The organism is Pseudomonas lini, assembly GCF_030812475.1.
In the GTDB taxonomy this organism is placed as follows: Bacteria; Pseudomonadota; Gammaproteobacteria; order Pseudomonadales; family Pseudomonadaceae; genus Aquipseudomonas; species Aquipseudomonas lini_A.
Map to the genome: position 1 here is coordinate 526,416 of NZ_JAUSSR010000001.1, position 11,935 is coordinate 538,350.

Annotated in this window: 11 protein-coding genes; 9 read left to right on the forward strand and 2 right to left on the reverse strand. The window is 58.6% G+C overall.

Going from position 1 to position 11,935, the window contains the following annotated elements:
- Window positions 1-212: 212 nt before the first annotated feature.
- Complete coding sequence (gene prpD / locus J2W17_RS02570) at window positions 213-1,697, forward strand: 2-methylcitrate dehydratase (protein ID WP_307328714.1); 1,485 nt, start codon at window positions 213-215, stop codon at window positions 1,695-1,697.
- Window positions 1,698-1,866: 169 nt separating this feature from the next.
- Here the strand turns inward: prpD and ppsR are convergent, their stop codons facing one another.
- Window positions 1,867-2,685: a posphoenolpyruvate synthetase regulatory kinase/phosphorylase PpsR gene (gene ppsR, locus J2W17_RS02575; RefSeq protein ID WP_064678891.1), complete on the reverse strand. Its 819-nt coding sequence runs from the start codon at window positions 2,683-2,685 to the stop codon at window positions 1,867-1,869.
- 168 nt (window positions 2,686-2,853) lie between these two features.
- On the opposite strand from ppsR, the gene ppsA reads away from it, so the two are divergent.
- From ppsA to J2W17_RS02615, 8 genes are all read left to right on the forward strand, one after another.
- Entirely contained in the window at window positions 2,854-5,229 is a 2,376-nt protein-coding gene (gene ppsA / locus J2W17_RS02580) for a phosphoenolpyruvate synthase (RefSeq protein ID WP_307328720.1), read from the forward strand.
- 197 nt (window positions 5,230-5,426) lie between these two features.
- Window positions 5,427-6,422 carry an alpha/beta fold hydrolase gene (locus J2W17_RS02585; protein WP_307328723.1) on the forward strand — a complete coding sequence of 332 codons (996 nt, stop codon included), beginning with the start codon at window positions 5,427-5,429 and terminating at the stop codon, window positions 6,420-6,422.
- 131 nt (window positions 6,423-6,553) lie between these two features.
- On the forward strand, window positions 6,554-7,045 hold the full coding sequence (gene rraA, locus J2W17_RS02590; RefSeq protein WP_307328726.1) for a ribonuclease E activity regulator RraA: 492 nt from the start codon (window positions 6,554-6,556) through the stop codon (window positions 7,043-7,045).
- A 38-nt stretch (window positions 7,046-7,083) separates the two neighbouring features.
- Entirely contained in the window at window positions 7,084-8,079 is a 996-nt protein-coding gene (locus tag J2W17_RS02595) for a zinc transporter ZntB (RefSeq protein ID WP_307328729.1), read from the forward strand.
- A 64-nt stretch (window positions 8,080-8,143) separates the two neighbouring features.
- Window positions 8,144-8,392, forward strand: coding sequence for a hypothetical protein (locus tag J2W17_RS02600; protein ID WP_064678886.1), 249 nt, complete (start codon window positions 8,144-8,146; stop codon window positions 8,390-8,392).
- A gap of 2 nt (window positions 8,393-8,394) precedes the next feature.
- Window positions 8,395-9,219, forward strand: a complete 825-nt coding sequence (locus J2W17_RS02605; protein ID WP_064678885.1) for a mechanosensitive ion channel family protein — start codon at window positions 8,395-8,397, stop codon at window positions 9,217-9,219.
- 86 nt (window positions 9,220-9,305) lie between these two features.
- Window positions 9,306-9,896 carry an RNA polymerase sigma factor SigX gene (gene sigX, locus J2W17_RS02610; RefSeq protein WP_064678884.1) on the forward strand — a complete coding sequence of 197 codons (591 nt, stop codon included), beginning with the start codon at window positions 9,306-9,308 and terminating at the stop codon, window positions 9,894-9,896.
- Between the two features lie 107 nt (window positions 9,897-10,003).
- The gene (locus tag J2W17_RS02615) at window positions 10,004-11,038 is read left to right on the forward strand and encodes an OmpA family protein (protein ID WP_150800688.1); all 1,035 of its coding nucleotides are present in this window, start codon (window positions 10,004-10,006) and stop codon (window positions 11,036-11,038) included.
- 68 nt (window positions 11,039-11,106) lie between these two features.
- On the opposite strand, the gene cobA is transcribed toward J2W17_RS02615, so the two are convergent.
- Window positions 11,107-11,925: a uroporphyrinogen-III C-methyltransferase gene (gene cobA / locus J2W17_RS02620; RefSeq protein ID WP_307328738.1), complete on the reverse strand. Its 819-nt coding sequence runs from the start codon at window positions 11,923-11,925 to the stop codon at window positions 11,107-11,109.
- Between the last annotated feature and the right edge of the window lie 10 nt (window positions 11,926-11,935).

Sequence of the window (11,935 nt, forward strand, 5' to 3'; positions counted from 1 at the left end):
GTTGCCTGCACGCCCCCCTGTAGGAGCTGGCTTGCCAGCGAAGGTCGTTAACGAAAACGCGTGTTTCCTGGTAAAACGCGGCGCATTCGAATTCTTCGCTGGCAAGCCAGCTCCTACAGGGGATTGCATTTCTCAATGAGAAAGTAGCGACCGACCGAGATTTAACCTGAACCGAGGTCCCATCAACGAAGCACTAACCGAGTGAATCGAACATGAGCGCCAACGTCGACCTGAACAACCGCCCCGACTACGACAGGGTCCTGCAGGACATCGCTGACTATGTCCTGACCTTCACCATCGACTCCCAAGAAGCCCTGGATACCGCCCGCAACTGCCTGATGGACACCCTCGGCTGCGGCCTGCTGGCGCTGCGCTTCCCCGAATGCACCAAACACCTGGGCCCCCTCGTCGAAGGTACGGTCGTGCCTTTCGGTGCGCGAGTGCCGGGCACCAGCTACCGCCTCGATCCGGTCAAGGCCGCTTGGGACATCGGTTGCATCGTCCGTTGGCTGGACTACAACGACACCTGGCTCGCCGCCGAATGGGGTCATCCGTCCGATAACCTGGGCGGTATTCTCGCGGTGGCCGACCACCTGTCGCAAAAGCGCGTGGCCAATGGCGAGGCACCGCTGACCGTGCGGGCGGTGCTTGACGCCATGATCATGGCCCATGAGATCCAGGGCGTCACTGCGCTGGAAAACGCCTTCAACCGCGTAGGCCTGGACCACGTCATCCTGGTGAAAGTCGCCTCGACGGCTGTCACCGCCAAACTGATGGGGGCCAATCGCGAGCAGTTGTTGTCTGCCTTATCCCACGCCTTCGCCGATGGGCAGGCGCTGCGCACCTACCGTCACGCGCCGAATGCCGGGTCGCGAAAATCCTGGGCGGCCGGCGACGCGTCCAGCCGTGGCGTGCGCCTGGCGGACATCGCGATGCGCGGTGAAATGGGCATCCCCGGTGTGCTGAGCGCCAGACAGTGGGGCTTCTACGACGTATTGTTCAGCCACACCAACAACGATCTGGCGCTCAAGCCTGAGGACAAGCGTGCCTTCAGTTTCTCCCGGTCGTTCGGCAGCTACGTGATGGAAAACATTTTGTTCAAAATCAGCTTTCCCGCCGAATTCCATGCGCAAACGGCCTGCGAAGCGGCGGTGACCCTGCATCCGCAAGTCAGCAATCGCCTGCATGAAATAGACAGGATCGTCATCACCACCCACGAATCGGCGATTCGTATCATCTCCAAAGTGGGGCCGCTGGCCAACGCTGCCGACCGTGATCACTGCATCCAGTACATGACAGCCGTGCCGCTGGCCTTCGGCAACCTGGTGGCCGAGCACTACGAAGACGACTTCCACGCCGCCCATCCGATCATCGATGTGCTGCGCGAGAAAATGGTCGTCGTCGAAGAGCCGCGCTACACCCGCGAATACCTGGAGGCCGACAAGCGCTCCATCGCCAACGCGGTGCAGGTGTTTTTCAAGGACGGCTCGAGCACCGAAAACGTGGCGGTCGAGTACCCGATCGGCCATCGTCGGCGCCGTGGCGACGGCATTGCGCTGCTCGAGGACAAGTTCAAGGCGAACCTGGCGACACGGTTTACGGCGCAGCGCAGCGCCGAGATTTTTCAGTTATGCAAAGACCAGGCGAGGCTTGAGGCCACACCGGTGAACAGGTTTGTGGATTTATTCGTGATCTGACGCCATCTCCGTAGGAGCCAGGCTTGCCGGCGAAGGCGTCCTCGAGTGCGCCATCGCCGGCAAGCCTGGCTCCTACGGAAATCTATGTTTGGATGCAAAATCTGCAAACGATGAAGAACCCTGTGGGAGCGGGCTTGCCCGCGATGGTGGCCGGGCAGGCGCTAAAGAATTACTTGAACCGCCGCTCAACCCCTTTCTCCACCAGGATCTTCGCCGAAATTTCTTCAACGGAAAAATGCGTGGAGTTGATATGCGGGATGTTCTCGCGACGAAACAGGTTCTCCACCTCGCGCACTTCGAATTCGCACTGAGCGTAGCTCGAGTAGCGGCTGTTGGGTTTGCGCTCGTGGCGGATTGCGGTGAGGCGGTCCGGGTCGATGGTCAGGCCGAACAGCTTGTGCTGGTGGGTGCGCAGGGCTGTTGGCAGTTGCAGGCGCTCCATGTCGTCTTCGGTCAGCGGATAATTGGCCGCGCGGATGCCAAATTGCATGGCCATGTACAGACACGTCGGCGTCTTACCACAACGCGACACACCCACTAGGATCAGGTCCGCCTTGTCGTAATAATGCGTGCGCGCGCCGTCGTCGTTGTCGAGGGCGAAGTTGACCGCCTCGATGCGTTCCATGTAATTGGAATTGCTGCCAATCGAGTGGGACTTGCCGACGGTGTACGAAGAATGCTCGGTCAATTCCTGTTCAAGTGGCGCCAGGAAGGTCGAGAAAATGTCGATCATGAAACCATTGGACGTTGCGAGGATCTCACGGATGTCCTGATTGACGATGGTGTCGAAGATGATCGGCCGGAAGCCGTCGTTTTCGGCGGCTTTGTTGATTTGTTGTACCATGGCCCGCGCTTTATCCGCGTTGTCGATGTACGGTCGCGTGAATTTGCTGAAGGTAATGTTTTCGAACTGCGCCAGCAGGCTTTGGCCAAGAGTTTCGGCTGTGATGCCGGTACCGTCGGAAATAAAGAAGGCAGATCGTTTCATTTGCACCCTTAAGCTAGTAACGAATCTTGGATATGATAGGCGCGATTTGCCGGCCGCCAGTGGCCCGCATTCTCACTTATTTTCCAGGTCCAGGCCATACAGCTGGCAAATGCTCCCTGGAGCAGCCGGCTTCTGAGCTTATCCAACACAGTTAGTGGAGAGATCACCTTGGTAGAGTACGTAGTTTCCCTCGATAAGCTCGGCGTCCATGATGTGGAGCACGTAGGGGGCAAGAACGCATCCCTGGGCGAGATGATCAGTAACCTGGCCGGTGCCGGTGTATCGGTGCCCGGTGGCTTCGCCACGACAGCTCAGGCTTATCGTGATTTTCTGGAGCTGAGCGGCCTGAACGATCAGATCCATGCCGCGCTCGACGCGCTGGACGTCGACGATGTGAACGCCCTGGCCAAGACCGGTGCGCAGATCCGCCAATGGATCATGGAAGCCGAATTCCCGGAGAAGCTCAACGCCGAAATCCGCACCGCGTTCGCCACGCTGTCGGCCGGCAACCCCGACATGGCCGTGGCCGTGCGCTCTTCGGCTACCGCTGAAGACTTGCCGGACGCTTCCTTCGCCGGTCAGCAGGAAACCTTCCTGAACATCCGTGGCGTCGAAAACGTCATTCGCGCTGCGAAAGAAGTGTTCGCCTCCCTGTTCAACGACCGCGCCATTTCCTACCGCGTTCACCAAGGCTTCGACCACAAGCTGGTGGCCCTGTCGGCCGGCGTGCAGCGCATGGTCCGCTCCGAAACCGGTACGGCCGGCGTGATGTTCACCCTCGATACCGAATCGGGCTTCCGTGACGTGGTGTTCATCACCGGCGCCTACGGCCTGGGTGAAACCGTCGTGCAAGGCGCGGTGAACCCGGATGAGTTCTATGTCCACAAAGGCACGCTGGAAGCCGGTCGTCCGGCCATCCTGCGTCGCAACCTGGGCAGCAAAGCCATCAAGATGATCTACGGCGAAGTCGCCACGGCAGGTAAATCGGTCAAGACCATCGACGTCGACAAGGCCGATCGCGCCCGTTTCTGCCTGAGCGACGCTGAAGTCAGCGAACTGGCCAAGCAAGCGATGATCATCGAAAAGCACTACAAGTGCCCGATGGACATCGAATGGGCCAAAGACGGCGACGACGGCAAGCTCTACATCGTTCAGGCCCGTCCTGAAACCGTGAAGAGCCGTACGTCGGCGAACGTCATGGAACGCTACCTGTTGAAAGAAACCGGCACCGTGCTGGTTGAAGGTCGCGCCATCGGCCAGCGCATCGGCGCCGGCAAGGTCCGCATCATCAAGGACGTGTCCGAGATGGACAAGGTCCAGCCAGGTGACGTACTGGTCTCCGACATGACCGACCCGGACTGGGAACCGGTCATGAAGCGCGCCAGCGCCATCGTCACCAACCGTGGCGGCCGTACCTGCCACGCGGCGATCATCGCGCGCGAGCTGGGGATCCCGGCCGTGGTCGGTTGCGGCAACGCCACCCAGCTGTTGCAAGACGGCCAGGGCGTGACCGTTTCCTGCGCCGAAGGCGACACCGGTTACATCTTCGAAGGCGAGCTGGGCTTCGACATAAAGAAAAACTCCGTTGATGCCATGCCTGACCTGCCGTTCAAGATCATGATGAACGTCGGCAACCCGGATCGCGCCTTCGACTTCGCGCAATTGCCGAACGCCGGTGTGGGCCTGGCCCGCCTGGAGTTCATCATCAACCGCATGATCGGTGTCCACCCCAAAGCGCTGTTGAACTACGACGGCCTGCCGCAGGACATCAAGGACAGCGTCGACAAGCGCATCGCCGGTTACGACGACCCGGTCGGCTTCTACGTAGAGAAACTGGTCGAAGGCATCAGCACCCTGGCTGCAGCGTTCTATCCGAAAAAGGTCATCGTGCGCCTGTCGGACTTCAAGTCCAACGAATACGCGAACCTGATCGGCGGCAAACTCTACGAGCCGGAAGAAGAAAACCCGATGCTGGGCTTCCGCGGTGCGTCGCGTTACATCAGCGAAGCCTTCCGTGACTGCTTCGAACTCGAGTGCCGTGCCCTCAAGCGCGTGCGCAACGAGATGGGCCTGACCAATGTTGAAATCATGGTGCCGTTCGTCCGCACCCTGGGCGAAGCGAGCCAGGTCGTCGACCTGCTGGCCGAAAACGGCCTGGCCCGTGGCGACAACGGCCTGCGCGTGATCATGATGTGCGAACTGCCGTCCAACGCGATCCTGGCTGAAGAATTCCTCGAATTCTTCGACGGTTTCTCCATCGGTTCCAACGACCTGACCCAGCTGACCCTGGGCCTGGACCGTGACTCCGGGATCATCGCGCACCTGTTCGACGAGCGTAATCCGGCGGTCAAGAAGTTGTTGGCCAACGCGATTCAGGCCTGCAACAAGGCCGGCAAATACATCGGCATCTGCGGTCAGGGCCCTTCGGACCACCCGGATCTGGCCAAGTGGCTGATGGAGCAGGGCATTGAAAGCGTTTCGTTGAACCCCGATTCCGTGCTGGAAACCTGGTTCTTCCTGGCTGAAGGTCAAGCTCAGGCTTGATAGAGGCGTGAAAGGGCTCGCTCCCTGTGGGAGCGAGCCTGCTCGCGATGGTCGTAAACGATAACGCGTCATGGCTGGATAAACGCGTTGACTTGGCGTCCTTCGCGAGCAGGCTCGCTCCCACAATGGCGAGCCTTTTCAGAGATTCAAGCAGGGCGGGCTCCTCTGGAAGCCGCCTTTTTTTGTGCAAGAGCATTATGCAAAGCAGCAGCAACCTATTTCCTGTCGCCCTGATCAGCGCCGAACGACGCGGTGATCTGAGCGAAGACGTCTATCGTTTGAAACCCGGCAACAGCCCCGACGGCACCGTTGAGCTGGCTGTGACACGTCTCGGCATGGCGGACGAACCTGCCGTGCGTGGCGTGCCGGTGATCCTGTTGCACGGCAGCTTCTCCAATCGACGGTTCTGGTTTTCCCCCAAGGGCCTGGGGCTGGGCGCGTATCTGGCGCGCCTGGGCTTCGATGTGTGGATTGCGGAAATGCGCGGCCATGGCTTGTCCCAGCGCAACCAGAACTATCGCAATAACCGCGTTGCCGACTACGCCCGATACGATCTGCCGGCCATTGGCGCCTTCGTGCGCGAGCAAAGTGACCAGGTCCCGCACTGGATCGGTCACTCCCTGGGCGGCATTACACTGGCCGCGGCATTGGGCGGCGACTACATCGGCGAACCGCTCGTGGCGTCTGCGGCCTTTTTCGGCACACAGGTCAGCCGAACCTACTGGCCATTGAAATTTCCGCCGGTGGAGTGGAGCGGGCGCTTTATTCTCAAGCGTTTTGCCCAGCTCTCGGGGGCACGGCTCAAGCGCGGCCCGGAGGACGAGCCCATTGGCCTGGCCCTGGAAAGCATGCGCTGGTATGGCCTGTTCGGGCGATTTGGCGATGCCGACAAGGATTGGTGGGCCGGGCTGGCCGAGGTCAAGGTGCCCGTGCTGGCCGTGAGTGCCACAGGGGACCATCAGGATCCGGCCTGGGCTTGTCGAAAATTATTCGATCAGGTGGGTTCCGAGCACAAACAATTCATTGTCCTGGGTCGCGAACAGGGCTTTGGCGATAATTTCGGTCACGTGGAAATGCTCGTCAGCAAAGCGGCCCAGACCGAAGTCTGGCCAATGGTAGCGCGCTGGCTGGCGGATCAATACACACCGTTGCTCGGCGAAAAAGCGGATTTGGTCTCGGCGATCCGAGCCTGATGCTCTAACAAGGGCATTTCGCTCTCATCGGCTTGCGGCTAAGATATGACGCGTTGAGCTTTTCTGGTCATTTCGATGGCTGGGCCCTCAGTGATGTTCGTGCTTGCCTTCCTCTCTACAGGAGTTTCTCGATGAAACATTACCTCACGCCTGATCTGTGCGACGCCTATCCGGAGCTGGTGCAGGTGCTGGAACCGATGTTCAGCAATTTCGGCGGCCATGATTCCTTCGGCGGCGAGATCGTGACCATCAAGTGCTTCGAAGACAACTCGCTGGTCAAGGAGCAGGTCGAGCTCAAGGGTGAAGGCAAGGTATTGGTAGTCGACGGCGGCGGTTCCCTGCGCCGGGCACTGCTGGGCGACATGCTGGCCGAGAAAGCCGCGAAAAACGGCTGGGAAGGGCTGGTCATCTATGGTTGCATCCGCGACGTCGATGTCATCGCGCAAACCGAGCTGGGGGTTCAAGCCCTGGCCAGTCACCCGATGAAGACCGACAAGCGCGGTATCGGCGACCTTAACGTGCCCGTGACCTTTGCCGGCGTGACGTTCCATCCTGGCCATTACATTTATGCGGACAATAACGGCGTGATCATTTCGCCAAGCCCGCTTGAAATGCCTGAATAAAGCGTCGCTGGCTTTTTGTTTCAACGATAGGGGTGAGGATGTTCGAGGAAGAAAACGCGCAGTGGGGGCTGGTCCATGCCCTAGTACTGGACGGTAAAGGCGGTGCGCGTTCGATAGCCCGGACTGAACTCGATGACTTGCAGCTGCAGGCACATGAAAGCCTGTGGCTGCACTGGGATCGCAGTCATCCGCAAACCCAGACCTGGCTGCGTAAATCCAGTGGCCTGAGCGAATTCAGCTGTGACCTGCTGCTGGAAGAGAACACCCGTCCGCGTCTTTTACAGCTTCCTGACAGCGAACTGCTGCTATTTTTGCGTGGCGTCAATCTCAATCCGGGTGCGGAGCCCGAAGACATGGTGTCGGTGCGGATCTTCGCCTCGGCCCAGCGGGTGATTTCCCTGCGATTGCGTCCTTTGCGTGCCACCGACGAGCTGCTGGTGCAGCTGGAGGCAGGCAAGGGGCCGAAAACCGCCTCCGAACTCATCCTTTATATGGCTCAGTACCTCACCAACAAGGTGCAGGATCTGGTCACCTGCCTCTCGGAAGTGGTCGATGAGGAAGAAGAAAAGCTGGATACCGACGAACGGTACACCCCCGAGCATGGAGCCGTTTTGCAGATCCGTCGCAGGGCGGCTGCGCTGAAACGTTTTCTCGCTCCGCAACGGGATATCTTCGGTCAACTGACACGGATAAAACTGCCCTGGTTCGTCGAGGACGATGGCGATTACTGGAACGAATTGAACAACAGCCTGACCCGTTATCTCGAGGAGCTGGAATTGACCCGCGAGCGGGTGGGGCTGGTCCTCGAGGCTGAAGATAGACGTTTGAGCGTGCGCATGAACCGCACGATGTACCGCTTCGGGATCATCACCGGGATCTTTTTGCCGATGAGTTTTCTGACCGGTCTTCTGGGGATCAACGTCGGCGGAATCCCGTTCTCCGAAAGCCCTTATGGCTTCCTTGTCGCCTGCCTGTTGATGCTCTCGGTGGCACTGGGACAGTGGTGGTTATTCCGACGTTTGCGCTGGGTCTGACGGTTTGCCATGTGACCCGGGCAAATTTGATCGCGTCTTTTCACAGACATCACGAGAGGTGCGTATGCACGATCCGTTCGAACAGTCTTTGCGTGACATGCTCAAGGCCTCACCGTCCACCCGGGACGACGATGCGTGCCTTGGCCGTGTACTGAAAACCGCCAATCGCCAGGTCGGCGCCGGCGATCTGTTCAGCCTGCTGGGCCGCTGGCTGCCCGCGCTGATGATTGCCCTGAATAACGGATCGGCCCATGTCTCGCCGGTCTCCCGTCACCGTAAACCTACCGCTCGCACTGCAGATAAGGCTGATTGAATATGGAACTTGATCTCTGGACCCAGAGCCTCGTCACTGCAATGACTGCGTTATGGACCAAGGTTGCAAATTTCATCCCGAACCTGTTCGGTGCACTGGTTGTTTTGCTATTGGGTTTCGTCGTTGCGAAACTTTTGGATACTTTGTTGTCCAAGTTGCTCGCCAAGCTGGGACTCGATCGTCTGATGGGCGGCACCGGCCTGACCAAATTGCTGTCCCGGGCCGGTCTGCAAGTGCCGATCTCGACGCTGATCGGGAAGATCGTCTACTGGTTCGTCCTGCTGATTTTTCTGGTTTCGGCCGCGGAATCCCTTGGACTTGAGCGAGTTTCAGCTACGCTGGATATGCTTGCGCTGTATTTGCCGAAGGTATTTGGCGCCGCGCTGGTGTTGCTGGTGGGTGTGTTGCTGGCGCAATTGGCCAATGGACTGGTGCGTGGAGCGGCAGAGGGTGTAGGGCTTGATTACGCTGCCGGCCTGGGGCGAATTGCCCAGGGCCTGGTGATTATCATCAGTATTTCGGTCGCGATCAGCCAGTTGGAGGTCAAGACTGACCTGCTCAACCATGTGATTGTGATCGTTTTGATTACCGTTGGTCTGGCGGTTGCGCTGGCCATGGGATTGGGAAGCCGGGAAATTGCCGGTCAGATTCTTGCGGGAATCTATGTGCGTGAGTTGTATCAGGTTGGGCAACAAGTGAGTGTTGGCGAGGTCGAAGGCCAGATCGAAGAGATCGGCACGGTTAAAACCACATTGCTGACCGATGAGGGTGAGCTAGTCTCTCTCTCCAATCGGATCCTCCTGGAGCAGCATGTGAGTAGCCGCTAACCCGGCAAACCCTGCTAATGTATGCCGCCGCTGAAAGCCCGCAAGGGCCGCGGCGGACATTGACCTGACTGTCGGCCCGACTTGTTTTGAATAAAGCTCAATCGCTCTCCACGCGCTACGACCCCCGCGAGCTCTCTGATGAGGAGTTGGTCGCGCGCTCGCACACCGAGCTGTTTCACGTAACGCGCGCCTATGAAGAACTGATGCGGCGTTACCAGAGAACATTATTTAACGTCTGTGCACGGTATCTCGGGAACGATCGAGACGCAGACGATGTCTGTCAGGAAGTGATGTTGAAGGTGTTGTATGGCTTGAAGAACTTCGAGGGGAAATCGAAGTTCAAGACGTGGCTATATAGCATCACGTACAACGAATGCATCACGCAGTATCGGAAAGAACGGCGAAAGCGTCGCTTGATGGACGCTTTGAGTCTGGACCCCCTCGAGGAAGCGTCTGAAGAAAAGGCGCCGAAACCCGAGGAAAAGGGTGGACTTGATCGCTGGTTAGTGTATGTGAACCCGATTGACAGAGAAATCCTGGTGCTACGATTTGTCGCAGAGCTGGAGTTTCAGGAGATCGCAGACATCATGCACATGGGTTTGAGTGCGACAAAAATGCGTTACAAACGTGCTCTAGACAAATTGCGTGAGAAATTTGCAGGCGTCGCTGAAACTTAGTTCAGCGCAAATATCTCTTACGTGTAGGCAAGTTCTGATAGACTTGCCGCCGAGTTGTCCCCCGGTTTGCGGGACTGCTTCACAATCACCAGATGGGGATTTAACGGATGAAACTGAAAAACACCTTGGGCTTGGCCATTGGTTCTCTTATTGCTGCCACTTCGTTCGGCGCTCTGGCACAAGGCCAAGGCGCAGTTGAAATCGAAGGCTTCGCCAAGAAAGAACAATTCGACAGCGCTCGTAACTTCAAGAACAACGGCAACCTGTTCGGCGGTTCCGTAGGTTACTTCCTGACCGACGACGTTGAACTGCGTCTGGCCTACGACGAAGTGCACAACGTTCGTTCTGACTCCGGCCAGAACATCAAGGGCGCCAACACCGCTCTGGACGCTCTGTACCACTTCAACAACCCAGGCGACATGGTCCGTCCTTACGTCTCGGCTGGCTTCTCCGATCAGAGCATTGATCAGAACGGCTCGAACGGTCGTAACCGTTCCACCTTCGCCAACGTTGGCGGCGGTGCCAAGCTGTACTTCACCGAGAACTTCTACGCCCGTGCTGGCGTTGAAGCTCAATACAACATCGACCAGGGCGACACCGAGTGGGCTCCAAGCGTCGGTATCGGTGTGAACTTCGGTGGCGGCTCCAAGCCTGCCGCTGCTCCAGTTCCAGCACCAGCTGAAGTTTGCTCCGACAGCGACAACGATGGCGTGTGCGACAACGTCGACAAGTGCCCGGACACCCCAGCCAACGTAACTGTTGACGCTGACGGCTGCCCTGCAGTTGCTGAAGTTGTTCGTGTTGAGCTGGACGTGAAGTTCGACTTCGACAAGTCGGTAGTCAAGCCTAACAGCTACGGCGACATCAAGAACCTCGCTGACTTCATGAAGCAGTACCCATCCACCAGCACCACTGTTGAAGGTCACACTGACTCCGTCGGTCCTGACGCTTACAACCAGAAACTGTCCGAGCGTCGTGCAAACGCCGTTAAGCAAGTTCTGACCAACCAGTACGGTGTTGAATCGTCCCGCGTTCAGTCTGTTGGCTACGGCGAATCCCGCCCAGTTGCCGACAACGCTACTGACGCTGGCCGTGCTGTAAACCGTCGCGTAGAAGCGCAGGTTGAAGCTCAAGCTAAGTAATTAGCTCGCAGCTCTGAAAAGCCCGGCTTCGGCCGGGCTTTTCTTTGTCTGCGATTTGGGTTCTGGCGTTACTTGAAGGACCGGGCTTGCTCGCGATGGTCGTCAACGATAACGCTGCCAGCTTGGTACTCCGCGGCGTTCTCAGGTTCATCGCGAGCAAGCTCGCTCCTACAATGATGAGAGCCTGCTGCCACAGCGCCAATCACCAGGATCGCCGGGCTCTTCAACTCAAAGGCGCAGGCATCTTCTTCCATGGCCGTCAGGTCACTGCGACATTCGCGCTGATGCGGCAGGGAAGCGTTTTCAATCATCGCCACCGGCATGTCCGCCGCCATCCCACCAGCCAGCAATTGCTCACGGATCTCGCTCAGCTTCGCCACCCCCATGTAGATCACCAGTGTCGTGCCGCCCTGGGCCAGGGCTTGCCAGTTCAGGCTGCTGCCATCCTGGGTGTGGGCAGTCACCAGCGTCACGCCACGCGCAACGCCGCGCAGGGTCAACGGAATATCGCACTGTGTCGCACCGGCAAGCCCGGCAGTGATGCCATTGACCAGCTCCACCTCGACGCTACGTTCGCGCAACCACTGTGCTTCTTCACCGCCCCGGCCGAAAATGCACGGATCGCCACCCTTGAGCCGCACCACGCATTTACCCTGGCGGGCATAACGCAGCATCAGGCGATGGATGAACGCCTGGGGTGTAGAGCGGCAGCCACCGCGTTTGCCCACGGCAATGATCCGCGCCTGGGGGCAATGCTCCAGTACCGCGATGTTGACCAGATCGTCGATCAGCACCACATCGGCTTCGCGCAGTGCCCGTACCGCTTTCAGAGTCAGCAATTCCGGGTCGCCAGGACCCGCACCCACCAGCCAGACTTTTGCGCTCATAGTGTTTTTC

Coding starts and splice junctions, on each gene's coding strand:
- prpD (WP_307328714.1), top strand. CDS start 213: ATGAGCGCCAACGTCGACCTGAACAACCGCCCCGACTACGACAGGGTC.
- ppsR (WP_064678891.1), bottom strand. CDS start 2,685: ATGAAACGATCTGCCTTCTTTATTTCCGACGGTACCGGCATCACAGCC.
- J2W17_RS02585 (WP_307328723.1), top strand. CDS start 5,427: ATGCAAAGCAGCAGCAACCTATTTCCTGTCGCCCTGATCAGCGCCGAA.
- rraA (WP_307328726.1), top strand. CDS start 6,554: ATGAAACATTACCTCACGCCTGATCTGTGCGACGCCTATCCGGAGCTG.
- J2W17_RS02595 (WP_307328729.1), top strand. CDS start 7,084: ATGTTCGAGGAAGAAAACGCGCAGTGGGGGCTGGTCCATGCCCTAGTA.
- J2W17_RS02600 (WP_064678886.1), top strand. CDS start 8,144: ATGCACGATCCGTTCGAACAGTCTTTGCGTGACATGCTCAAGGCCTCA.
- J2W17_RS02605 (WP_064678885.1), top strand. CDS start 8,395: ATGGAACTTGATCTCTGGACCCAGAGCCTCGTCACTGCAATGACTGCG.
- J2W17_RS02615 (WP_150800688.1), top strand. CDS start 10,004: ATGAAACTGAAAAACACCTTGGGCTTGGCCATTGGTTCTCTTATTGCT.
- cobA (WP_307328738.1), bottom strand. CDS start 11,925: ATGAGCGCAAAAGTCTGGCTGGTGGGTGCGGGTCCTGGCGACCCGGAA.